The sequence below is a fragment of the Clostridium sp. CAG:265 genome, from assembly GCF_000436575.1.
GTDB lineage: Bacteria > Bacillota > Clostridia > Clostridiales > Clostridiaceae > Clostridium > Clostridium lentum.
Window position 1 is genome coordinate 15,335 of sequence record NZ_FR886642.1, and the last position, 23,708, is coordinate 39,042.

At 28.3% G+C, this 23,708-nt stretch carries 23 protein-coding genes and 1 riboswitch; of the genes, 1 reads left to right on the forward strand and 22 read right to left on the reverse strand.

Annotation, left to right across the window (positions count from 1 at the left end):
* Positions 1 to 10 precede the first annotated feature (10 nt).
* The 18 genes from Q5O29_RS10845 to Q5O29_RS10930 all read right to left on the reverse strand — a co-directional run bounded on the left by Q5O29_RS10845 (position 11) and on the right by Q5O29_RS10930 (position 17,097).
* A complete protein-coding gene (locus Q5O29_RS10845; protein ID WP_022212964.1) occupies positions 11 to 649 on the reverse strand; it encodes a methionine ABC transporter permease in 639 nt (212 codons plus the stop codon).
* Positions 649 to 1,614 carry a methionine ABC transporter ATP-binding protein gene (locus tag Q5O29_RS10850; protein WP_022212965.1) on the reverse strand — a complete coding sequence of 322 codons (966 nt, stop codon included), beginning with the start codon at positions 1,612 to 1,614 and terminating at the stop codon, positions 649 to 651. The genes Q5O29_RS10845 and Q5O29_RS10850 overlap by 1 nt, the downstream gene beginning before the upstream one ends.
* 94 nt (positions 1,615 to 1,708) lie before the next feature.
* A riboswitch (SAM riboswitch) is annotated at positions 1,709 to 1,914 on the reverse strand.
* A gap of 90 nt (positions 1,915 to 2,004) precedes the next feature.
* Complete coding sequence (locus tag Q5O29_RS10855; protein ID WP_022212966.1) at positions 2,005 to 2,433, reverse strand: Rrf2 family transcriptional regulator; 429 nt, start codon at positions 2,431 to 2,433, stop codon at positions 2,005 to 2,007.
* Between the two features lie 64 nt (positions 2,434 to 2,497).
* Positions 2,498 to 3,871 carry a cation:dicarboxylate symporter family transporter gene (locus Q5O29_RS10860; protein WP_022212967.1) on the reverse strand — a complete coding sequence of 458 codons (1,374 nt, stop codon included), beginning with the start codon at positions 3,869 to 3,871 and terminating at the stop codon, positions 2,498 to 2,500.
* Between the two features lie 114 nt (positions 3,872 to 3,985).
* On the reverse strand, positions 3,986 to 5,137 hold the full coding sequence (gene ftsW / locus Q5O29_RS10865) for a putative lipid II flippase FtsW (protein ID WP_186835244.1): 1,152 nt from the start codon (positions 5,135 to 5,137) through the stop codon (positions 3,986 to 3,988).
* Positions 5,138 to 5,185: 48 nt separating this feature from the next.
* Positions 5,186 to 7,402 (reverse strand): stage V sporulation protein D, encoded by a 2,217-nt coding sequence (locus Q5O29_RS10870; protein WP_022212969.1) that lies wholly within the window; start codon positions 7,400 to 7,402, stop codon positions 5,186 to 5,188.
* A 129-nt stretch (positions 7,403 to 7,531) separates the two neighbouring features.
* Positions 7,532 to 8,182: an HAD family hydrolase gene (locus Q5O29_RS10875; protein WP_022212970.1), complete on the reverse strand. Its 651-nt coding sequence runs from the start codon at positions 8,180 to 8,182 to the stop codon at positions 7,532 to 7,534.
* A gap of 147 nt (positions 8,183 to 8,329) precedes the next feature.
* Positions 8,330 to 9,277: a siderophore ABC transporter substrate-binding protein gene (locus tag Q5O29_RS10880; protein ID WP_022212971.1), complete on the reverse strand. Its 948-nt coding sequence runs from the start codon at positions 9,275 to 9,277 to the stop codon at positions 8,330 to 8,332.
* An 87-nt stretch (positions 9,278 to 9,364) separates the two neighbouring features.
* On the reverse strand, positions 9,365 to 10,120 hold the full coding sequence (locus Q5O29_RS10885) for an ABC transporter ATP-binding protein (RefSeq protein WP_022212972.1): 756 nt from the start codon (positions 10,118 to 10,120) through the stop codon (positions 9,365 to 9,367).
* Between the two features lie 37 nt (positions 10,121 to 10,157).
* The gene (locus Q5O29_RS10890; protein WP_022212973.1) at positions 10,158 to 11,126 is read right to left on the reverse strand and encodes an iron chelate uptake ABC transporter family permease subunit; all 969 of its coding nucleotides are present in this window, start codon (positions 11,124 to 11,126) and stop codon (positions 10,158 to 10,160) included.
* The gene (locus Q5O29_RS10895) at positions 11,126 to 12,070 is read right to left on the reverse strand and encodes an ABC transporter permease (protein ID WP_022212974.1); all 945 of its coding nucleotides are present in this window, start codon (positions 12,068 to 12,070) and stop codon (positions 11,126 to 11,128) included. Before Q5O29_RS10895 ends, Q5O29_RS10890 begins: the two co-directional genes overlap by 1 nt.
* Positions 12,071 to 12,211: 141 nt before the next feature.
* Positions 12,212 to 12,607, reverse strand: a complete 396-nt coding sequence (locus tag Q5O29_RS10900; RefSeq protein ID WP_022212975.1) for an ATP-binding protein — start codon at positions 12,605 to 12,607, stop codon at positions 12,212 to 12,214.
* Between the two features lie 360 nt (positions 12,608 to 12,967).
* Complete coding sequence (locus Q5O29_RS10905; protein WP_022212976.1) at positions 12,968 to 13,489, reverse strand: phosphatase PAP2 family protein; 522 nt, start codon at positions 13,487 to 13,489, stop codon at positions 12,968 to 12,970.
* Positions 13,490 to 13,609: 120 nt separating this feature from the next.
* On the reverse strand, positions 13,610 to 14,179 hold the full coding sequence (locus Q5O29_RS10910) for a hypothetical protein (RefSeq protein WP_022212977.1): 570 nt from the start codon (positions 14,177 to 14,179) through the stop codon (positions 13,610 to 13,612).
* A gap of 166 nt (positions 14,180 to 14,345) precedes the next feature.
* Positions 14,346 to 15,548, reverse strand: coding sequence for a DHHA1 domain-containing protein (locus tag Q5O29_RS10915; protein ID WP_022212978.1), 1,203 nt, complete (start codon positions 15,546 to 15,548; stop codon positions 14,346 to 14,348).
* Positions 15,529 to 16,266 (reverse strand): DUF975 family protein, encoded by a 738-nt coding sequence (locus tag Q5O29_RS10920; RefSeq protein WP_022212979.1) that lies wholly within the window; start codon positions 16,264 to 16,266, stop codon positions 15,529 to 15,531. Before Q5O29_RS10920 ends, Q5O29_RS10915 begins: the two co-directional genes overlap by 20 nt.
* Positions 16,267 to 16,386: 120 nt before the next feature.
* Positions 16,387 to 16,740 (reverse strand): arsenate reductase family protein, encoded by a 354-nt coding sequence (locus Q5O29_RS10925; RefSeq protein ID WP_022212980.1) that lies wholly within the window; start codon positions 16,738 to 16,740, stop codon positions 16,387 to 16,389.
* Between the two features lie 150 nt (positions 16,741 to 16,890).
* Positions 16,891 to 17,097: a hypothetical protein gene (locus tag Q5O29_RS10930; protein ID WP_022212981.1), complete on the reverse strand. Its 207-nt coding sequence runs from the start codon at positions 17,095 to 17,097 to the stop codon at positions 16,891 to 16,893.
* A gap of 233 nt (positions 17,098 to 17,330) precedes the next feature.
* On the opposite strand from Q5O29_RS10930, the gene Q5O29_RS10935 reads away from it, so the two are divergent.
* Complete coding sequence (locus Q5O29_RS10935) at positions 17,331 to 18,140, forward strand: lipopolysaccharide assembly protein LapB (RefSeq protein ID WP_022212982.1); 810 nt, start codon at positions 17,331 to 17,333, stop codon at positions 18,138 to 18,140.
* 38 nt (positions 18,141 to 18,178) lie between these two features.
* On the opposite strand, the gene Q5O29_RS10940 is transcribed toward Q5O29_RS10935, so the two are convergent.
* The 4 genes from Q5O29_RS10940 to Q5O29_RS10955 form a co-directional block, all read right to left on the reverse strand.
* On the reverse strand, positions 18,179 to 19,342 hold the full coding sequence (locus tag Q5O29_RS10940; protein ID WP_022212983.1) for an AI-2E family transporter: 1,164 nt from the start codon (positions 19,340 to 19,342) through the stop codon (positions 18,179 to 18,181).
* A 237-nt stretch (positions 19,343 to 19,579) separates the two neighbouring features.
* Positions 19,580 to 21,007: a glycoside hydrolase family 32 protein gene (locus tag Q5O29_RS10945; protein ID WP_022212984.1), complete on the reverse strand. Its 1,428-nt coding sequence runs from the start codon at positions 21,005 to 21,007 to the stop codon at positions 19,580 to 19,582.
* 4 nt (positions 21,008 to 21,011) lie between these two features.
* Positions 21,012 to 21,983, reverse strand: a complete 972-nt coding sequence (locus Q5O29_RS10950) for a carbohydrate kinase (protein WP_022212985.1) — start codon at positions 21,981 to 21,983, stop codon at positions 21,012 to 21,014.
* 219 nt (positions 21,984 to 22,202) lie between these two features.
* Positions 22,203 to 23,534 carry an FAD-dependent oxidoreductase gene (locus Q5O29_RS10955; protein ID WP_022212986.1) on the reverse strand — a complete coding sequence of 444 codons (1,332 nt, stop codon included), beginning with the start codon at positions 23,532 to 23,534 and terminating at the stop codon, positions 22,203 to 22,205.
* Positions 23,535 to 23,708: the final 174 nt, after the last annotated feature.

Sequence of the window (23,708 nt, forward strand, 5' to 3'; positions counted from 1 at the left end):
TCCCCCTAAATTATTTGTTTAACTTTTTATATAAATAATTACCTAGCATTTGTAACGCTTGTACTATTATTATCAATATTATTACTGTTATAATCATCACATCTTTTTGGAATCTTTGATAACCATAGCTAACCGCTAAATAACCAAGTCCTCCCCCACCAACTGTTCCTGCCATTGCTGAATACCCTATAATGCTAATAATTGTAAGAGTAAGTCCTGACACTATAGAAGGCACTGCTTCTTTTAACATAACCTTAAAAATAATTTGAAAATCTGATGCTCCAAAAGATTTTGCTGCTTCAATAACTCCTTTATCTACTTCTCTAAGTGATGATTCGATAATTCTTGCTACAAAAGGTGCTGCAGCAAAGGTTAATGGAACAATGGCTGCTTCTTTGCCAATAGAAGTTCCCACTATAGCTCTAGTTAACGGAATTATAAATACCATCAAAATAATAAATGGAAAACTTCTTAATATGTTTATTATCACATCAAGGATTTTATAGACAACCTTATTAGGCCTTAAACCATCTTCTGCTGAAATTGTCAATATTACAGCTAAGATAAAACCAAAAATCACTGAGAATATTGTTGAATAAAATGTCATAAATACTGTTTCATTAAATGCTTTTAATATTATATCAGCCATTACTTTAGCACCTCCAAAATAATATCTTTATCTTCTAAGTATGATAAAACCATATCTTTTTGACTTTTATCAATATTAATTACCAAACTTCCTAATACATCCTCCCTGAATTTTTCAAGTTTTCCTCCAACTATAGAAAAATCTATTTCTAGTTCTCTTGCCATCCTAGTTATAATTGCACTTTCAGAACATTTGCTTGGAAATAAAATTCTTATATTTACTCCACTTGTTGGTAATGTATCATTTTCTTCTTCACCTAAAAATTTCTTTATGGATATTCCTGGTTTTAAGAATACTTCTTCCACAGCACCTTTAGCAACCAATATTCCATCTTCAAGTAACGCTACCTTTTCACATATCTCTTTTACAACTTCCATTTGATGAGTAACCACTACAATGGTTATTCCTAACTCTTTATTTATCTTGTTTAATAAAGCTAAAATATCTTTTGTTGTTTTAGGGTCTAAAGCTGATGTAGCTTCATCACATAAAAGAATTTTAGGATTTAAAGCAAGGGCTCTAGCTATAGCTACTCTCTGCTTTTGTCCACCACTTAATTGCCCTGGTTTACTATTTACCTTATCTTCTAAATCAACTAATTTTAGTAGCTCCAACACTCTGTCTTTAATCTTATCTTTATCATAGTTCCATACTTCTAAAGGTAATGCTATATTTTTATAGACAGTCTTTCGATTTAGCAAATTAAAGTTTTGAAAGATCATTCCTAAGTCTTTTCTAAAGGCTCTTAATTCATTTTTATTTAAATTTTTAATTTCCTTGCCCATAACATTTACTGAGCCATCATCATAGCTCTCTAAACCATTTATACATCTAAGCAAGGTTGATTTACCAGCTCCACTGTGCCCTATAAGCCCATAAATTTCACCTTCATTTATCTCAATTGAAATATCCTTTAACACCTCTACATGACCAAAATTCTTCTTTACGCTCGTTAATTTAATCATAGTTATCCCCACCTATCGTCTACTTTACTTACTGTAAAACAAAAAAACGTACTGGAGAATAAATCCAGCACGTTAAAAACATTACTCATTCATTCTCTCATCTATCAGCTAAAAGCTGCAGGAATTAGCACCACAAATTCAATTGATACTTAATTATAAAAATTCTCTTAAGTTTCTATAAAATACGATTGTAAAAAAGTCCCTTAAGACTTTTATACATAATCATAAACTTTTAATTCTCAATTAAAAATAGGTTGCTGGGTTTCACAGGGCCAGTCCCTCCACCACTCTTGATAAGATTCGATATTTAATTTTCATAAAACTTTATGCTTAAATGATAAATTATTTAAACATATATGTCAATATTTTTTTATATTTTTTATAGCAAGCTTAAATATAATACATTATGGCAATTTTTCCTTCTATATAGTCTTTTACTAGCGCCTCTAAAGTTACTGAATCGAAGTATTCCTCTATTTGCCTATTAATATTATTCCAAATATTCTTCTGCATAAAACATTCTATATCATTTCTCTCTTCACTGGGAGATACTATTTTCAAATCTCCTTCTAAAATATTTAAAATTTCACCTACAGTTATATCTGCTGCAGTTCTAGCTAAAAAATATCCACCTTGTGCTCCTTTTTTAGATGTTATTATACCACCTTTTCTAAGTATAGAAAAAATTTGTTCTAAATACCTTTCAGAAATATTCTGCCTTTTCGAAACACTTTTTAGCGTAACAGCTTCACTTCCTGAATACAAACAAATATCCATTAAAGCTACTAATCCGTATTTTCCTTTACTTGAAATTATCATTTAAAATCACCATTCCTATAGTAAAAGCCCTTGTAATATAAATTACAAAGACTTTTGATTCTAATTATTCATTAAATTTATCTTTATCTATATCACCAAATGAATTTGCTACAGTTACAGCTGTAACCATAGTACCATTTACATTAAGCATTGTTCTTCCCATATCTAATATAGGATCAATTGCTATTATTCCTCCTAATAGAGGGAAGTATGATCCCATTCCCATACCAGATATAACTACTGATACTGCCATAGTAGCTGTTCCTGGAAGTCCAGCTATTCCTAAAGAACTTATTACTATAATAACTAATAACATTCCATAGAAACTAAAATCCATTGGTGTTCCTGACATATTAGCTACGGTAATTGCCATTAGAGCTGGATATATTGCTGCACAACCATTCATTCCTGCATTCGATCCCAAACTTCCTACAAAGCTAGCAACACCATTATCAACTCCTGCTTTTTCTGTTAAAGTTTCAATTGTTACTGGAAGAGTACCTAAACTTGATCTTGACGTAAAAGCTAATATTAAAGGCTCCATAACATTTTTTACATATTTAATTGGATTTAATCCATTTAAAGCTATAATAATTAAATGAATTATAAACATTATAGCCACACTTACATATAAGGCAATAATGAAATCAACTACTCCTAAAATTGCACTTACACCTCTAGCTGCTATTGTATTTGCTAATAAAGCTACTACAGCATATGGCATAAATTTAATTACTGTCATTGCCACACTTGTTATTATTTTATAAGATGCTTCAACTAAATCCCAAGCTGGTTTAATAACATCACTATATTTTTTATTTAATCTCTTCATAGAAGTTCCTATAAATGCTGCAAAGATAACAACTGCAACTATATTCCCTTCAGCCATTGCTTGTACTGGATTAGAAGGCAATAATCCTCTTATGGTATCCACTATAGAAGTTATTTCTCTAATATCTGTATTAGATGTTGCTACTACTTCTCCCACTCCTAAGTTAAATAAATTTCCTACAACTAATCCTACTATTGTAGCAAGGGTTGTTGTTCCTAATAAAACTAATAATGATTTTGATGTAAGCTTCCCTAAATTTACACCATCTTTCATGTTTATAATAACTCTTATTATAGATACAAATATTAAAGGTACAACTAGCATCTTTAAAAGATCCATAAATCCATTACCAACTAGTCCATACCATTTGCTAACTTCCTCAATCCATCTTACTGAAGACGGCTTTTCTGGAAATCCCGCTACTAACTGAATAATAAATCCTAACACAAGACCTATACCCATAGCAGAAATCATCCTTGTAGAGAATTTAATCTTCTTCTTCTCCATTTTCCTAACTAAAATAAATATTGCCACTAAAATCGCAATAAATGCTATGGTTTTTATATCAGTTATAAATAAAAATTCACTTAAAAACGTACTTTCCATATTCTCCTCCATCATTTCTTAGTATTCCTACCGTTTTAGTATATTTTATATAATATATTATTGTCAATATAAAAAACTGTAGTATGGCAATATTATTTGCCTTACTACAGTTTTTTATGCCAATTCATTTTTTTCTAAACTCTTACTTACTTTCGATATATTAAGTAGTATACCCATTGCTGCCATAATAAACACCATAGAAGTACCTCCATAGCTTATGAAAGGCATTGGAATTCCTGTAACTGGCATACTACCAGTTACAACTGCAACATTTATTATAAGCTGTATTGCCACAACTGATATTATCCCGGTGGATAAAAGTCTACCATACATATCTTTTGCTTTAATTGCTACATTAATACCAGCAGCAATTAATACAATAAATAATGCTATTATCAGCATACCACCTAAAAATCCTGTCTCCTCAACTATAATTGAAAAAATAAAATCATTATATGGTTCTGGAATATATAGTGCTTTTTGCTTAGATTGACCTAACCCCACACCAAAAAATCCACCTGATCCTATGGCATATAAAGAGTGTATAAGTTGGTACCCAACATCAGTTGCATCTTGCCAAGGGTCAAGAAAGTTTAAAAATCTAGCTCTTCTAAATGATGTACTAAATATAAAACCTATAGCTCCTATTACTCCCATTACACCAACAGTAAATACATGACTAAACTTTCCTCCTGCCACATAAATCATTATAAGTGTCACTGCCATTATTATTATGGTAACACTTAAACTATTTTGTAACAATACTAACCCTGCCATAAATGCTCCTACACCCAAATAGACTAATACTCCAGATTTAAAGTCTACTATTTTACTTTTTCTCTTATCCATTAATGTTGCTAATGCTATAACAATAGCATATTTAGATAACTCTGAAGGTTGTATTGATAGTGGTCCTAAATGTATCCATCTTGTAGCTCCTTTTATATTGGGAACTAAGCTAGTAAATCCTAGCTTTGCTCCTACCATAACACCTAACAAAAGTAGAAAAACACTTATATATATTGGTTTGGCTAATTTTTTATAATAATGATAATTAAAATTCATAGTGATATACATTGAAACAAATCCTATAATTGTCCATAAAATTTGCTTTTTAACAATTTTATATCTATCGCCATTATATTCAAAATATGCTGAATAGGAACTTGATGAAAATATCATTATAAAACCAATTGCCACTAAAACAACTATTGTCCAGAATATTACTAAATCACCAATACCCTTCTTGCTTTTTTTTCTGCTTATTTTCTTACTTCTTTTTTTAGCTTTCTTCTCCTTCACTTATTTCCTCCACTAATATTCAGATTCTTCCTTAAATACTAATTTCACTTTTGTACCACTACTTATTAATTCTCCGCTAGAAATACTCTGCTCAACAACTTTTCCACTTCCTTCATATTCATATTGAAGTCCTAAATTATCTAAAAGGTTAATGGCAAATTCCACTGTTGTTCCAGCAAGATCTGGCATAATTATTTTATTGTCTATTGAAGATTTAGCAGATGCTGTTAATTTTATCTTTGAACCAGCTTTTACAGTAGTTCCTGGATATGGGTTTATAGAAACAATAGTATTTCCCTCTCCCTCAACTTCACATCCTAAATCATTTTCTTCTAAAATAGTTTTAGCCTCTTCTACTGATTTTCCTCTTATTTCAGGTATAACTACATCTTTTGAAATTGAGTAACTAGCTTTACCTGTTGGAGACTCAATATATGAGAATATATAAGAAAATAATTTTTTCATCAGTGGTGATGCTACTTGTCCACCATAATACACACCTGTACTTGGCTCATCAACTGATATATATACCGTTAATTGAGGATCATCTACTGGTGTCATTGCAACCATTGATGCAATATATTTATCAGCTGAATATGCTCCTGTAGTTGGATCAACCTTTTGAGCTGTTCCTGTTTTTCCTCCAATATCGTATCCTTGGACAAAAGTCCCTGCTCCAGCATCTTGTGTAGCAGTCCTTTCAAGATACTCTCTTAAAGTTGCGCATGTTTTCTCTGAAAGCACATTTTCTGTACTCTTTCCTTCTATTGTCTTATCAACAATAGTATTTCCATTAGAATCTTTATGAGTTATTTCTTTTACAATATGAGGCTGTATTAAAGTTCCACCATTAGCAACTGCATTAACTGCTGTTAAAAGCTGAAGAGCATTTAATGTATTAGTTTGTCCAAATGCTATTGTTGCTAAATCAATATCACTGATACTATTGGTACTTTTCACAATACCTTCTGCTTCACCTGGTAAATCTATTCCTGTAATACTCCCAAAACCTAATTTTTTAATATACTCATTTAACTTTTCAGCACCTAATCTTGCACCTAATTCCATAAATCCAACATTACATGAATTTTTAAGTATTTCTGCTGCTGTTTGTGCACCATGCCCTGACAAGTTCCAACAATGAACCTGAACATCTCCAAAGGTCTTACTTCCATTACAAACAAACACATCATCATCATGAATTAATCCTTCTTCCATAGCAGCAGCCATGGTAATTATTTTAAATGTAGATCCTGGTTCATAAGTATCACTTACAATAGAATTTCTCCACATATTTTGAATTTTATCATTTTCAGTGTCTCCTTCAAAGTTTTCATATTCTTCATATGGGCTATTGGGATCATATCCTGGTGCATTTGCCATAGCTAATATTTCTCCATTATTAGGATTCATTATTGTTATGGATACTCGCTTTGCTTTATGTGTTTCAAGGCCTTCTTTAGCTACAAGTTCTGCATAATATTGAAGATTTTCATCAATGGTAGTAACAATGTCCTTCCCATTTATTGCATTAGTTTGTTTTCCACTTACAAATGGAAGATCATTAGAATAAGCATCAATACCTCCTATACGTATTCCTGATAGTCCACTTAAATAATCATCATATTGAAGCTCTAATCCTGTTAATCCTACACCTTCTGAATTGATTGTACCTAAAACTTGAGATAAATAATTACCATTAGGATAATATCTTTCTATTTCATCATAATAAACTAACCCAGCAATTTCTAAAGCTTTTACCTTATCTATAGCATCTTTTTCAAGTCCTTTAGATAAAATTATAAATTTATTTTCTTTATCACTGAGCTTTTTATAAATATTATCATAGGAAGTACCTATCGCTTCAGCTATATTGGCAGATACTTTCTCTATAGTGGTTTTTTCATCATCAACATATGCTCTTAATGTATCCATATCTACTTCAATTCTATAAACATTAGTTGATGTAACTAGAATAGAACCATTTCTATCTACTATATTACCTCTCATAGCCGTTAAATTCATTTCTGATTTCCATTCTGTTTCAGCTTTCTCTGCTAACTCTGAACCCTTTATAATAGTAAGATATAACATTCTTAAAAGTAAAACTACTATTACTACACCTATAGATATGCCTACAAGTATTAATCTATCAATGGACTGTTCATTGATTTTTTTTAACTCAAAAGGCTTTATTTTTTTCCTTTTTTTCTTTCTTAATTTATTCATTTTTCTACCTCTATAATATTAATAAAAAATTATACATTATTGTTTACCCTTTATTTTTAATAAAAATTGTTTATAATCTACATTTTTATTTACTACTGTTATATTAATGTACCTACCTTAACTTTAATACTATTTGATAATTTCACTTAATAATTCTTCTGAAGTATATACTATTTTATTTGCCCCAGCAGCAGATAATTCTCTAGCACCTCTAAATCCCCACGCAACACCAATGGAAAAAAGACCGGCATTTTTTCCTGTAAACATATCAACATCGGAATCTCCAATATAAACTGCTTCTTCTTTTTTACATTTAAAATGATTTAATGTCTCTATTACAGTTGTTGGATCTGGCTTTGCCAAGTATCCTTCTCTCTTTCCAAAAACTATATCAAAAGATTTACCAAAATATCTTTCTACTATTTCAACTGCAAATTCATGTGGTTTATTGGAAACAACTGCTGTTTTTATTCCTATTTCTTTTAAAGCTATTAATAATTCTTCTATACCATCATATGGCTTAGTAAAATCACTCTTATGCTTTTCATAGTATTTTTTAAATTCTGTTAAAACTTTATCTACCGTTTCACCATCTTTTTTATCCATTGGCAATGCTCTTTCCACTAGCTTATATACTCCATTTCCAAGAAAATATTTATATTCATCAATTTGATGTTCTGAAAAGCCATGCGACCTTAAGGCAAAATTACAAGCATCAGCCAAATCTTTCAAAGTGTTTAATAACGTCCCATCTAAATCAAAAATTGCTACCTTATACATTAGATCACCTTTTATATAATATTTTTCTATTCATTATCTCATAAATATTTAAATAAATCTATAACTCAACAAATGTAATTTTTACATATATATCTTTATATTATAAAAAGTCTTTGCTATTAATTGCAAAGACTTTTTATATTTATATTATGCTTTTACTGCTGATAAAACTTCTTCTATCATATTTAAAGTTGAAGTATATCCACCTGATACTGTATACCAGTTAACTGAATTTAAATACACTATATTTCCATTTTTATAAGCATCTGTTTGTTTTGTTAATTCATTTTCAATAATTGACTGAGCTGTTATGTCTTTAGAACCTGTAATTGAATTTCTGTCAATTACAAATATATATCCTGGATTTTTTTCAACTAAATATTCAAATGTAACTTCTTGTCCATGTGTAGAGTCATCAATATTTTCATCTGCTGCTTTAATTCCTAATTCATTGTGAATAAGTGCAAATCTTGATTTTGCACCATAAGCACTGATATTTCTTCCATTAACCATTATTATTGATGCATTAATATCTTTCTTTGCTATTTCAGCATTCGCTTCTTTAACTTTTTGTGCTACTTCTTCAATTATTTCTGTAGCTTTTTCTTCTTTATCAAATATATCACCAAACATTGTTGCCGTTTTATTAAAACTATTTATATAATCTGCACCATCACTTTCTACATATACAGTTGGTGCTATTTCAGAAAATTCTTCATAATAATCAGACATTCTTCCAGCCATTACAATTAAGTCTGGATTTAATTCATTAATGGCCTCTAAATCTGGTTCTTTTACACTACCAACATTAGTATATTGTTCTCCTGAAAACTCTTCTAAATATTCAGGTAAAGTTCCTGATTTAGGTAAACCAACTATATTTACATCCATTTCACTAAGTACGTCTAATGCTCCAAAGTCTAATACTACTACATTTTTAGGTGCTTCATTTAAAACAGTAGTTCCTAATTTATGTGTAACCTCTATAGCTCCTTCACTATATTTACTTTCTACTTTATTCCCCTTAAGTAAATATGCTCCTCCAGCTATTACTACAGCCGCTGCTGCAACTATTGCTAAAACTTTTTTATTCATTATTATTCCTCCTAAAATTAACTTTAATATTTTATAATGAATTTCATTATCAATAAATTCTTTTAAAAAATAAGCAAGGCTTATTTTTTAGAAATAAATACATATTTTTTTATCTTCAATATCTTGTATTTTAAATTCTGTATTATATAAATCTTCTAATACTTCATTATTAATGATGGATAAAGTTTCACCTTGCTTATACATTTTTCCATTTTTTAAAGCTACAATTATATCTGAATAGCATGATGCAAAATTAATATCATGTAACACAGTAACTACTGTTTTTCCTAAATCATCTACAAGCCCTCTAATAACCTTCATCATTTGTACACAATGCTTCATATCTAAATTATTTAATGGTTCATCTAGAAATATATATTCTGTGTCTTGTGCAATTACCATTGCTATATACGCCCTTTGTTTTTGTCCACCACTTAACTCATCTAAATATCTATGCTCAATATCTTCAAGCTGCATATATTTAATGGCTTTATCTATAAACTCATTATCTACTTCTGTTATATTACCTTGAGAATGTGGAAATCTTCCAAACTCAACAAGTTCTCTTATTGTTAAACGTAAATTAACATCATTTGCTTGTTTTAATATTGAAATTCTTTTTGAAAGTTCTCTATTATCCCATTTAGATAATTCAATATCATCTATAATAACTTGTCCTTCATCCATATCCATTAATCTTGTTATCATTGATAAAACCGTACTTTTACCTGCACCATTAGGTCCAATTAACGAAATCATCTTTCCCTTTTCTATGTTTAAAGATACATTATCAACTACTTTTGTATTGCCATATTTTTTAGTTAAATTTCTTACTTCTATCATAGCGATTCTCCCTTACTTTAAAAATTTTTCTTATTCTCTAAAGTTTTGATTCTTTAAGCAATAGATATAAGAAATATAATCCTCCTATAAAGTTTATTATTACTCCTAATGTTGTAGTGAATTTAAATATTCTTTCAACAAATATAAGTCCCACTATTATGCTACAAACACTTATTAATATTGAAGTAATAATTAAATATTTATGTTTAAAACTTTTCACTATTTGATATGTTACATTTACAACTATAAGTCCTAAGAATGTTAATGGTCCTACTAATGCTGTAGACATTGCTGTCATAACAGCAACTACTATTAAAAGCTTTTTCATAACTTTATCATAGTTTACTCCTAAATTTATAGCTTGTTCTTTTCCCAATGCCATCACATCAAGTAGTTTTAATTCATCATATATAAAAGGAAGTATACATAAAATTATCAGAATACATAAAATAATTATATCAGTATTTACATTATTAAAGCTTGCTATAAGCTTACTTTGTAATGTTAAATACTCATTAGGATCTATAATCACTTGCATAAATGATGTAAGACTGCTAAAAAATGTTCCCAATATTAATCCCACTAATAATAAATGCATTATTCCATTATTATCTCTTCCAAAAACAAACTTATATAGTAAAGTTGAAATAATCAACATTCCTATTAACGATAAAATAAAATTTAAATTTTTATTGGTCATTACAATGCTTGTACTACCAAATGCAAAAACAACTATGGTTTGTATAAAGCTATATACTGAGTCTAACCCCAATACACTAGGTGTCAAAATTCTATTATTGCATATTGTCTGAAATATGATTGATGAAAATGCAATTGCTCCACCACTTAAAGATATTGCTATGAGCTTTGGAATTCTTTTTGATAAAAGATAATCCATATTATTTTTATTCATGCCAATAACAACAAAAACTATATATGCTATTATTGTAAGTGTCAATAATACAATTATCTGATTTTTTGCTTTTTTGTCCCTGCTAATTTGCATTATTTTTTCCTCCTCATAACTAAGTATAAGAACATCGCACTACCTATAACACCTACAGTAAGTCCAATCGAAACTTCATATGGAGCAATAATAACTCTTCCAATTATGTCACATAGAAGTACAAAACTTCCTCCAAAAAGGCATGTCTCAACTAGCGAATTTTTTAGATTGTCTCCTTTAGATATACTTACTAGATTAGGAACAATAAGTCCTAAGAAAGGAATATTACCAACCATAACTAACGTCAGTGCTGATACTGCTGAAACTAATATCAATCCTATATTTACTATTCTTTCATGATTTAAGCCTAAATTGGTAGAAAAACTCTCTCCCATTCCTGCAATTGTAAACTTGTTTGCATATACAAAAGCTAATATAATTGCTGGTATACATAAATAAAGCAACTCATAATTTCCCTTCATTACAGTAGAAAAGCTTCCTTGAAACCATGCATTTAATGATTGATTCATATCTTTATAGTAAGATATGAATGATGTTATGGAGCTAACAAGATTTCCAAACATCATACCTACTAAAGGTACAAAGATTATATTCTTTACTTTTAACTTTTTTAATATGGTCATAAATATTAAAGATCCTAATAATGCAAAGACAAATGAAAAAATAGCTTTTGATATTACTCCTGCCTTTGGCATAAATAACATAGCAAACATCAAACCCATTTTAGCTGAATCCATAGTCCCTGCCGTTGTAGGTGATGTAAACTTATTTCTACTTATCTGCTGCATTATAAGACCACTTATACTTAGTCCCATACCAGCAATTATTATGCTGATAAGCCTTGGCAATCTGCTTATTAAAATTATCTGCACCTTACTGCTGTCACCAGCTAATATGTCTTTAATACTTATATTGCTTACTCCTATAAACAACGAAATAAACGATAATATTACTAAAGCTATTGCTAAATATCTTTTTTTCATTTTATCCTCCGCATTTTATTTATATATATTGATATTCATTATCATCTACTTCAGTATGATACAATGTCCTAGTATTTTTGTCAACATTATTTTTACAAAAACATAAAAAAACAACCATTTTTTTCTAATAACGGCTGCTTTTTAGAATTCTATCGAAAATTCTACAGAATTTTCTTTTGAATTCATATTATATTTAATATTTTTATTTTTATCAAAAATAGTTTTTACTATATATAAACCAAGCCCTGTTCCACCAGTCTTTCTATTTCTCGATTTATCAACTCTATAAAAAGCATTAAATACTTTTTTAAGTTCAGCTTCTTCAATAGTTACCCCTGTGTTTTCCACAGTAATTTTGTGAAGTTGTCCTTTTATTATTATATTTTCTCCATTTGGCGTATGAGTAATTTCATCTTGACCGTCAACTTCTATATAATTATCAAAATCAAGCTTTGCCATTTTCTTAGCTGCTTCATTTATTTTTATAAATGACTTACTGATAGCTCTTGAATAATATGTGGATATTACCAATGCCATCACAAGTCCCACCAATATTGCAAATAGTAAAAATAAAGATACTATTGTTGTTGCTTCATCTATTGGTTTTACAGATACATGTACCCTTAAAACACAATACTTATCTAAGCTTTTAATATATAACTCATTGACAATATTATCAGCTGAATTTATGATAATAATTATATTACCTCATTAAAAATTATCCAATTTTCATATATGAAAATTGGATATGGAAAATATCTTTATCCTAAAGAGACTCTTGATGAAATCAAAGAATTTTTTACCAATGAATTTAATGATCTTTTCCCCAATAAGCTTGTTAAATATATAATTTAAAAAAATAGGAATATATTAAGGTAAACCTTAATATATTCCTATTTAACTAAACATAGTGACTATTATTGTTCCTGAAAAAACTCCCAGTATTATTCCACCTATAACATCAGATAAATAATGAACTCGTAAATATAATCTTGAAAAAGATATTAAAACAGCTATAGCAACTATTAAAGATGTAAGTCTCATATCAGTTCTTATAAATACAGTAGCTGCTGCAAAAGAAGATGCTGTATGACCTGAAGGAAAAGAGTATGTTCCTGGATGAGGAATCAATAATTTTGCTATTTTATTTTTTATAAATGGTCTCCTTCTCTTTACTATATGTTTAATTATTCCTTCACCTAATATAGACGCTAATACTATGGCCAATAATAGCATAATGGCTACATTAGTATACTTCTTTCTACTAAACAAGAAAAAAGAAATTATAATCCATATAATACCTAAATCGCCACTTAAAGTAATTGCTATCATTAATTTATCTAGAAATTTGTTCTTATTATAGATAAATCCTATGATTTTTTCGCCAAAAGCATCTATCTTATAAATTAAATCTTTCATTTATACTCTCCTGATAAATATACATATATATTTTTACCAAATATGCTGAAAGTATACTATAATTATAAACTAAACAGAAAAGTTGAAAAATTCAACTTTTCTATTTAAAAGAATATATGACTATCTGCATTGAAACATATTATACATATACATTATCCTTCTTCTAAATTCTTGCTGTGCTTTCATATACCCCATCCTATATCCTACCTGCATGCCCTTTTGATATTCCATACAAGGCATCTTCCTTGGTTTTTTATGGTGCTTCTTTGGCTTACATTCATAATTCTCTAAGCAATTTTCTTTATTATAATAATTATAATTTTCTTCTACATTACATTTTTCTTCTATATTATATTTTTCTTCTGCATTACATTTTTCTTCTATATTATATCTTTCTTCTGCATTACATTTTTCTTCTACATTACATTTACACTGCTCAATACAAGGCTCTTCTTCATAACACTCTTGAAAACTGCTTATAATGAATTCTGCATGATTATTACAACATCCTTTAGAATATGAAGTTTGATCTATATCTACACAATCAACATTATCATTGGTACTACAACATTGTATATCATCTTCACCAATTCTGCAATCAAATTTCCCACTGTCTTCAGCCTGTTCAAAACCTCTTACATCACATATATCTTCAAACTCTTCATATTCTCTTGGTTTCTCATAGTACATAATTATATCTCCTTTGTGATATATTTTTTATATTTTATTATATGAAAGTTAAAAATAAATGTTATTATTTGTTTCATTATGAAAATAAAATAGACAGTACTAAAATATATTAGTGCTATCTATTCATACTGATATTCAAAGTAATAAATCTAAGTATTCAATTTAATTATTTTAATTGTTTATTTATTTTCATCACTGCATATTCCATTGCAGATTTAAGATTGCTATTATTCTTTCCACCACCTTGGGCTTGATTGTGACTTCCACCGCCTCTACCATCAATTAAACTTATAGCGTCTTTTAAAAGGTCATTCATAGAAACATCTTTAACTTGGGCAGAAGATTTAAATATCATATTAGCTTTATCATCTTGTACTAAAGCAAATAATACAATAGCTTTACTTCTTTCTGTAATTCTATCTGCTAATTTAATAAGATTTTTCATATCTGTATCTTTATATATATTTTTTATAATTGAAATATCCTTTATTTTTTCTGAACTTTCTAGCATTTCAATAATCTGATAATCCGATAACTTAATATTTAAGCTCTTATTTTCATCACTTAACTCTTTTATATGGTTTGATAAATTGTTAATAGTATTAATAACATCATCTTTTCCACAGCTTAGATATTTACAAATATCATTGCTAAAATTATCAACTTTCAAATAATCATTAAAAGCTCTATTTCCTACTAGATATTCAATTCTTGTATTTCCTTTATGCTTTTGCCATTTTTTTATTTTTATTATTCCTAAATCTAATGTTGAAGAAGGATGTACTCCACAACAAGCATTAATATCTAAATGACCAATTTTAACTATCCTTATCTCTTCATTAGTATTTGGTAAATCTCTTCTAATTTTAATTTTTTTCAATTCTGACTTTGTAGGCGTAAGCATTTCTACTTTAATATTTTCTCTAATGCAATCATTTGCTTTAATTTCTGCCTGCCTTATTTGTTCTTCTGTCAGTATTCCTTGAATATCTACCGTTGCAATTTCTTTTCCAACATGAACACTGACAGTATTAGCATTAAATAGCTGATAAAAACATCCTGATAAAACATGCTGTCCTAAATGATGCTGCATTCCATCTAATCTTCTTGCCCAATCTATGGAACATTTTACTCTATGTATTTTAATAAGTTTTTTCTCTAAAACATGATATACTTCCCCATTTTTTTCATATACATCTACTACTGGTATTTTTTCAATAAATCCTAAATCATTTTGCTGCCCGCCTCCGCCAGGAAAAAAAGCAGTTTCATTAAGCTTAACATGATATTTATCATCTATTTCTTCAATTGCTTCTACTTCAGCTACAAATTCCTTCTTATACTGATCTTCATAATATATTTTTCTCATGCTGCACCTCCACATTAATATTTTTTACTTCTTCATAGAAGTTTGCATTTGCAAGCATTGAATAAGGATTTACCCATAAAGTAGCTATACCTAAAGTAAATATTGAAAATATCCACCAACCAATAAAAGAGATTTGTAGTTTAAAATACTTAAATTTAAATCCCTTCATCATCTTTCTACTTTTCTTCATGCATTCAATTACTTTTATTTCCTGTTCTTCAACCATTATATAGTTAACTTGTGAATAAATTATATCAATAAAAAATAAAAAAATTGATATTGCTAATAAAATCATAAATATTAAAGTAATACTACTAACTGATAACTTTGTGCTCATTACATCTGCTGGTAATAAGCCTTTTATAATTAAAATTGATATTAACATGATTAAAGATTGAAAAATAAATATTATTAAGCTCATGGTAAATACTTTTAAAAATATATTAAATTGTGAAAATAAATCTGATATCTTTGGTTCTTCTTTTCCTTGAACCATATTTAACAAGAACTTGCATCTCCCTGCTTGTATTGGGGCAGAAATAAATAAGTATCCTATTGCAAATAGTAAAGAAAACAGTAATATATTATCATCTGTAATATCCAACATTACATTTACTATATTAAGTAAAATTGTCGAAAGTAATATTGTTCCAACCGCTAGTCCCATTCTATCCTTAAGCTGTCTTCTAGCTTTACTTCTTATGATGTAGTTTTCCATATAAATGTCTCCTTCCACTTAGTATTTTAACATATTACTGAAATATTGTATATTAATGCTAATCTTATCTTACCTTTAATTTAAAATAGAACTGCCATATATACAGTTCTACTACTTCTTTTATATAATTTCTTTATAATTTTCTTCTTTAAATCCTACAAGCACTATATCTTCTGTAACTAATAGCGGTCTCTTTACTAGCATTCCATTAGTGGATAATATTTCAATCATCTCTTCCTTTGACATAGTCTTTATCTTATCTTTTAAATTCATTTCTCTGTATAAAACACCAGATGTATTAAAAAACTTTCTTGGTTCTAAACCACTTTTATCCATCCATAAAGATAATTCTTCCGCTGTTGGATTTTCTTCTACTATATTTCTATTAACAAATTCTACATTGTTTTCTTTTAAAAACTTTTCTGCCCTTTTGCATGTGCTGCACTTAGGGTAATTAACAAATATTTTGCTCATCTTCCTATGTCCCTTCTAAAAATGTAACTTTTACTATAGTCTATCAATTTTTTTTATGATAGTAAATATTTTTTAGCAAGTACTTTTTAATATTTATATTTCAAATAAGTTAATCAATAAATATTTTCTATAACTTTATGGATTAACTTATTAATTCATCTGCTCAATCTTAGATATTACATTCATAAAACCAAAGTTTTTAAAGAACTTTTCTACTGCTTCATGTTTATCCTTAGCATAAACATAACCTAATTCATCTTGAAAGTAAAAATCATTTATAATATCACCTACTGGATTACTCTTCTTCTTTTTGATACAATAATATACTTTAAACTTATGTTCTAAATTATTAATCATAAATATATAGATAAAATTTATCTATTTTTCACCTCACATAATATATTTTATAATTAATTATCGTAATATTATCTATAAAACTTCATAAAATCAGCATAAAAAAATATTGTTTTTTTATTTGAAAATTATTCCGCTACATTTATCAAAAATAATCTAAAAAATATTTTCTTTAGTATTTTTGTAATTTATTGTATAATATTCTTTAATAATTATTAAATATATAGGTGGTTAAAATGGGAAATATAAAACAATCTACAATTTATATCTTATTTTTTATTATAATATTTTTAGTAACATTGTCTATTAATAAGATTCTAGCCATAACCTTGTTATTAGTAGCTCTATGCATACTTCTTGGTAAAAACATCTATTTACGAAAAATTATAAAAGCAAACAAATTATATTCTGGCAAAAATTACTCAGAAGCTTTAAAGCTTTACCGCCAAACTGTAAATAGAAAAAATATTCCTGGCTTTATTGTTAACAATTATTTAATTATGGAACTTAAATATGGAGATTGCACTATAGCCCAAAACTATATTAACTCTCTATCTTTGAATAATTCTAAAATTAAATCTGCTGATTTACTATCTATTAAGATATCTAAATCATTAGTTGCTTGGAAAAATAACAAATCAGATGAAGCTATAAATTATCTTAAAGAACTTTTAGAAGAAAGTGAAACAACTTATCTTTATGAAACACTTACTTCTCTACTTATTGTAAATAATAAATTAGATGATGCCTTAACTATTATAGATAAAGGCCTAAATTATAACGATACTAGTAATGTTCTTAAATCAAATTTTGCTGAAGCTAATTATTTATTAGGAAACTATAATGTGGCTGAAGTAAAGTTTAAAGAGCTTGTTGATAGTAATGTATCCTTTATGGAACCTTATTATTATTTAGGATTAATTCTACTTAATAATAATGAAAATGATGCTGCCTTAGAAATATTAAAAAAGGCTACCTTATTTAACGATTCATTAGTATCACTTGTAAACTGTGAAAAAATTAAAAACTTAATTACTTCTATATAAATAAAAAGATAGTTCATTCACTATCTTTTTATTTATATCTATTTATATTTTTCTGTTTCAACTGGCAATCCTTTTGCCTTTAGTCTTCTCTCTACGTTTTCTTTAATTATTGAATAAATTATTGCAAATATAGGTACACCTATTATCATTCCTATAAGTCCTAGAAATTTTGCAAATATAAGTAGTGAAAATAATATCCAAAATGCTGATATTCCAATGGAATCTCCTAATATTTTAGGTCCTATTATATTACCATCAATTTGTTGTATAACTAATATTATTCCAATAAACCATAATGCTTTAATTGGAGATACACATAAGATTATAATAGCTGATGGAATCGCTCCAAAGAACGGTCCAAAGAATGGTATTATATTAGTTATACCAATAACAACTGATATAAGAAGTATATATGGCATCTTAAATATTGTTAATATTATAAAAGTCAGTATACCTATTATTAATGAATCTAAAATTTTACCACTTAAAAACTTACCAAAAGTCTCATTACTTCTTTGAGCTAATTCTACTATTCTCTTTGATCTTTCTGCTGAAAAAATACTGAAAGTGACCTTTCTTGATAAAGCTATAAACTTTTCCTTATCTATCAATATATAAATTGATACTATTATTCCAATTATTACATTTAAAATACTTGAACCTAGCGTCATAATGAAATTACCTATAACAGGTATAAGGTTTGTCAGTAAAGTAATGATATAGTTTAATAGTTCATTCCATTTTTCAACTATCATATTCATATATTTGCTTTCTAAATTAAATTTTTCACTGATTTCTGTAATAACATGGCTTGCATCATTAACATATTGAGGAATGTTATTAGCTAACCCTACTATACTGTCTACTAATTGCGGCAATACAAACTGCATGAATAAAGATATCACTATAATAGCTGTTAAATAAGAAAGTAATAACCCTATTCCCCTTCTATATTTTCTATTTAGTTTATTTAGATATTTTAATTCAAAAACTACTTTTTCATAAAAATTCAATATAAAATTAATTATATATGCTATTGCTGAACCTATTATAAATGGCTGCATTGTTGCAATCATTCCACTAAACTTAATTTTTAAGTCTTCTGCTTGAGATGCCATAAGATATACTATTATGCTTGATGATATTACTAAAAATGCATAAATAGCTATGGTCGTATATTTTTTATTCCATTCTACTTTCATTTTGCCCCTCCATATAGTCTTTAGTATTATTTCCAGTATATCATAAAAAAACTGCTATAGACATTTTTTTATCTTTTTATTATTGATTATTTTTATGATGATTATAAATATAAAACGGAATCCCTGCAAGCATCAAGACGAATCCCCACATTACTATTTCTACACCTGAGCCACTTATTTCCTTATTTTTTTTATAGTAATAAAGAGTTGATTTAATATCAACTCTTTATTACTATACTAAATATTCCATCTTTTTATTACAGCTGTACCTTTACCTGAAAGAATAATATCACTATCTAAGCTCTCATTATAAACTCTAGTAGTGAACACTTCTTCACCATCATTAATGAATATTTCCATAGATGAATTGTCACTAAATATATCTATGCTTCTAAGATTACTTATATAAGCAGCTCTTTCATCTCTACCATATCCACTGTCTCCTTGTATAAGTTTAAATACACCTTCTGTGAAAGATACTACACAATCTTCTCTAAGCTTCATACTAAACTTGCTACATTGCTCTAAATCAATTCTTAACTCAAAGGTATTTCTATCTATGATATTTAAAACATTGTTATTATCTAAGTCTACTTTACTTTCAATTAAATCTTTTCTTAAAGTTTCTAATTCCTTTAATGGTAATTGATACAGTTTATTATTTATTATCTTTAATTCTCTTGGCAAAGTCAGTTGATGTTGCCAATAGTTTTCCACTGTTGGATTTTTATGTTCTATTGCATCAGGAACACCCATCCAACCAATCATTATTCTTCTTCCTTTTGCATCTTCAAAAGTTTGAGGTGCATAGAAGTCAAAACCTCTGTCTAGTTCTACAAAGTTTCCTAACTTTAGTTCTTTTTTATCATTTACAAAGTTTCCAAAGGCATATCCACTTTGATAAACATTATTATATTTAAATCCATCAGCTTTTAATCCTTGTGGTGAAAACATAAAGACAGTCTTGCCATCTACATAGAATAAATCAGGGCATTCCCACATATATCCCATATTTTCTTCTCCACCAGCTGGTACTGAATGTAACGTCCAATTATAAAGATCTGATGATTTATATAATAATACATATCCTTTATCATCCTTACCTCTTGCTCCAAGAACCATATAGTAAGTTCCATCTTCTTCCCAAACTTTTGGATCTCTCACATGAAGTGACATATTTTCTGGAAAGTCTGAATTCCTTAAAAGAATCTTCTTTTCTGAAAACTCTATTCCATCTTTACTTGTAACTAACATTACATTTTGCTCTCTTCCTGTAAGTATATAATCATGCTCACCATCATGTTTAACATTCCCTGTATAGAAGAAATACATTGTATCATCTTTTACAAATGCTGATCCAGAGTATACTCCATCCTTATCCTCCTTCACATCTGGATATATGGCAATATCTCTTTCCTGAAAATGCACTAAATCCTTAGATACAAAATGTCCCCAAAATTTCATACCACCTTTAGCTTCTAAAGGTGAATATTGATAAAAGACATGATATTCATCATTAAATTGACAAAGTCCATTAGGATCATTTATCCAACCAATTGGTGCCATTATATGATATTTACTTCTCCACTTATCTGAAAGAATCTTTGGCATATTATTATCTATATGCTCTTTAATTTTTTGCTCATATTCCGCTCTAGTAATCATATACTTACCTCTCACTGATTTTTGCTAAAACTTCTTCTTTTAATGGTAATGCACCTATAGCACCTTTTTTACATACAGTTAAAGCTGCTGTAGCATTAGAAAAAGTTAATATTTCTTGTACTTTTTCTTCTGATAAATCTACTAATTGCTCTAATGAATATTCCCCTTCTGCCACTTGATATAATAATGAGCCAATAAATGAATCTCCTGCTCCTGTTGTATCTTGTGCTGAAACTTTAAATGAAGGTGAGAAAATAACTCTTTCCTTAGTTATAAATTCTGCACCATTAGTTCCTTTTGTATATATTATCACCTTTACATCACCAGTTAATAAAAAATCTAAAGCTTCCTTCTCATCTTTTATACCAGTTATAAATTCTAATTCTTCATCACTTATCTTAACTATATTTGATAATGGAAGGAATTCTAGTATTGCCTTTCTGCAATCTTCAGGATTTTTCCATAATGGTAATCTTACATTAGGATCAAAGCTTATTAAACACCCCTTTTCTTTAGCTATTTCTATAGCTCTTCTATGTGCTTCTTTAATAGGTGCATCTATTAAACTTACTGAACAAAAATGCAATATATCTTTTTCATTAAAGTCTTCTACACATATTTCTTCAGCACTTAATAACATATCTGCACTTGGATTTCTATAGAATGAAAAATCTCTTTCTCCATCTTCTCTTAATGATACAAATGCCAGAGCTGTATTAGCTTCATTTGTTCTTGATATTCTTGAAACATCTACACCTAAAGGTTTTACTTCATTTAATATTGCATCACCAAATCCATCTTGTCCAAGCTTTGTAAGCATTTGTGATTTTCCACCTAACTTAGCTACTGCTGCCGCAACATTTAATGGAGCTCCGCCAGGTACTCTTAAAAAGTTTTCTACATCATTTAATGCTCTTCCTTTTTCATGTGGTATAAAATCAATTAATGCTTCACCTATAGCTATTACCTTTTTCATATTATTAATCCTCCTCAATAATCATTTATAAATGTTAATTCTTTTTAACATTTATACAGTTAAGGGAACGTTCCCATTATCCCTAAAAAATATATTAACTTTAAAATATATTATATATTGTAAAATAATTTTAGTCCACCTTTAAAATTTAAAAATCAATTTTAGTTAAAAAGTACATAGCCTTTAACTAAAAAAGGACTCGCTATCCGAGTCCTTTTTTTATAAAGCCTTAAGTGCTACTGCATTTAATAAGCTCCATGGTTTATTGTAGTGTGGTTGGAAGAAGAAATCTGTCATTGCTAATTCTTCTATTGTCATATCATTTTGTATAACAACTGATAAAGTATTCATAAATTGAGTTAAATCTACTTTAGAAATTATCTGTCCACCTAAAACTCTTCTTGTATCTGCATCATAAACAATCTTTATTGTTGCTGGTTCATAAGTTGGCATAAACTCTGGTCTATAATTATCAGTTAATGAAACTGTAGCAATATTCATCTTTGTTGTCGCCTTAGCTACTTCTTCAGTCATTCCTGTTGAAGCTATATTTTGCTCATATATCTTTATTCCTGAAGTTCCTTGAGTTCCCATATACTTAAGTGTTGGTTTAACTATATTTCTAGCAACTAACGTTCCCATTCTTACCGCATTGGTAGCAAGTGGAATATATCTTGTATCCTTAGCAGGGTTATATGTTACAACACAGCAATCTCCAGCTGCAAATACATCTTCTTTGCTTGTTCTCATATATTCATCTATTATAATAGCTCCATTTGGTAATGTATCTAATTTACCTTGAACCAACTTAGTATTAGGAGCAAATCCTATACATAATACTACTAAATCACCTTGATATGTTCCATTTTCAGTAATAACTTCTGTTACTTTACCATTTTCACCATTAAACTTTTGAACTTTTTCTCCAAGTACTAATTTTACTCCTCTATCTGAGAATTCCTTTTCAGCTACATCTGTAAAGTCCTTATCTAAATATTTTGCCATTATTCTCTTTTCAGCATCTATTAGTGTTACGTTTTTACCTTGCATTTCAAATGCTTCAACAAGTTCAACACCAATGTATCCAGCACCAATAATAACAACATTTTTTGCATCTTTTGATTTTTCTATTATATTTAGTGCATGATCATGATTTTTACATAAAACTATATTTTCTAATTCTCCACCTTCAAATCTTGGTACTATTGGCCATGACCCTAAAGTCAATACTAATTTATCGTAATTGTCTTCAAAAACTTCTTCTGTGATTAAATTTTTAACTTTTAAAGTTTTATTTTCAAAGTCTATATCTAATACCTCATGCTTCATATTAGTTACAACACCTAATTTAGCTAAGTTTTCAGGAGAGTTATAAAAAAGACTCTCTGTATCTTCTATTACCTTACCAACATTTAATGCAATACCACATGATAAAAATGATATATTATCATTCTTTTCATATATTGTAATATCACTTTCTGGATAAAGTTCTTTTAAATTAACTACTGATGCTGTTCCTGCATGAGTACATCCAACTACTACTATTTTCATTTAATTCTTCCTCCAAATAAAAAATTTTAATAGATTATGTTTATTAATTAACAATAATTATTCTTTAGATACAGATTACTCTTTTTCTTTCATTTTGTAAATACCTATTTTTAGTTTTTTATTAAAAAATTTTTTTATACATTTCCTTGATTTTTTAAGGATTTAAATAATTAT

What these genes read in the sequence shown, in the direction of transcription:
- Q5O29_RS10845 (WP_022212964.1), bottom strand. Translation starts at nt 649, where the DNA reads ATGGCTGATATAATATTAAAAGCATTTAATGAAACAGTATTTATGACA.
- Q5O29_RS10850 (WP_022212965.1), bottom strand. Translation starts at nt 1,614, where the DNA reads ATGATTAAATTAACGAGCGTAAAGAAGAATTTTGGTCATGTAGAGGTG.
- Q5O29_RS10855 (WP_022212966.1), bottom strand. Translation starts at nt 2,433, where the DNA reads ATGATAATTTCAAGTAAAGGAAAATACGGATTAGTAGCTTTAATGGAT.
- Q5O29_RS10860 (WP_022212967.1), bottom strand. Translation starts at nt 3,871, where the DNA reads ATGGAAAGTACGTTTTTAAGTGAATTTTTATTTATAACTGATATAAAA.
- Q5O29_RS10870 (WP_022212969.1), bottom strand. Translation starts at nt 7,402, where the DNA reads ATGAATAAATTAAGAAAGAAAAAAAGGAAAAAAATAAAGCCTTTTGAG.
- Q5O29_RS10875 (WP_022212970.1), bottom strand. Translation starts at nt 8,182, where the DNA reads ATGTATAAGGTAGCAATTTTTGATTTAGATGGGACGTTATTAAACACT.
- Q5O29_RS10880 (WP_022212971.1), bottom strand. Translation starts at nt 9,277, where the DNA reads ATGAATAAAAAAGTTTTAGCAATAGTTGCAGCAGCGGCTGTAGTAATA.
- Q5O29_RS10885 (WP_022212972.1), bottom strand. Translation starts at nt 10,120, where the DNA reads ATGATAGAAGTAAGAAATTTAACTAAAAAATATGGCAATACAAAAGTA.
- Q5O29_RS10890 (WP_022212973.1), bottom strand. Translation starts at nt 11,126, where the DNA reads ATGCAAATTAGCAGGGACAAAAAAGCAAAAAATCAGATAATTGTATTA.
- Q5O29_RS10895 (WP_022212974.1), bottom strand. Translation starts at nt 12,070, where the DNA reads ATGAAAAAAAGATATTTAGCAATAGCTTTAGTAATATTATCGTTTATT.
- Q5O29_RS10900 (WP_022212975.1), bottom strand. Translation starts at nt 12,607, where the DNA reads ATGGCATTGGTAATATCCACATATTATTCAAGAGCTATCAGTAAGTCA.
- Q5O29_RS10905 (WP_022212976.1), bottom strand. Translation starts at nt 13,489, where the DNA reads ATGAAAGATTTAATTTATAAGATAGATGCTTTTGGCGAAAAAATCATA.
- Q5O29_RS10910 (WP_022212977.1), bottom strand. Translation starts at nt 14,179, where the DNA reads ATGTACTATGAGAAACCAAGAGAATATGAAGAGTTTGAAGATATATGT.
- Q5O29_RS10915 (WP_022212978.1), bottom strand. Translation starts at nt 15,548, where the DNA reads ATGAGAAAAATATATTATGAAGATCAGTATAAGAAGGAATTTGTAGCT.
- Q5O29_RS10920 (WP_022212979.1), bottom strand. Translation starts at nt 16,266, where the DNA reads ATGGAAAACTACATCATAAGAAGTAAAGCTAGAAGACAGCTTAAGGAT.
- Q5O29_RS10925 (WP_022212980.1), bottom strand. Translation starts at nt 16,740, where the DNA reads ATGAGCAAAATATTTGTTAATTACCCTAAGTGCAGCACATGCAAAAGG.
- Q5O29_RS10930 (WP_022212981.1), bottom strand. Translation starts at nt 17,097, where the DNA reads ATGATTAATAATTTAGAACATAAGTTTAAAGTATATTATTGTATCAAA.
- Q5O29_RS10935 (WP_022212982.1), top strand. Translation starts at nt 17,331, where the DNA reads ATGGGAAATATAAAACAATCTACAATTTATATCTTATTTTTTATTATA.
- Q5O29_RS10940 (WP_022212983.1), bottom strand. Translation starts at nt 19,342, where the DNA reads ATGAAAGTAGAATGGAATAAAAAATATACGACCATAGCTATTTATGCA.
- Q5O29_RS10945 (WP_022212984.1), bottom strand. Translation starts at nt 21,007, where the DNA reads ATGATTACTAGAGCGGAATATGAGCAAAAAATTAAAGAGCATATAGAT.
- Q5O29_RS10950 (WP_022212985.1), bottom strand. Translation starts at nt 21,983, where the DNA reads ATGAAAAAGGTAATAGCTATAGGTGAAGCATTAATTGATTTTATACCA.
- Q5O29_RS10955 (WP_022212986.1), bottom strand. Translation starts at nt 23,534, where the DNA reads ATGAAAATAGTAGTAGTTGGATGTACTCATGCAGGAACAGCATCAGTA.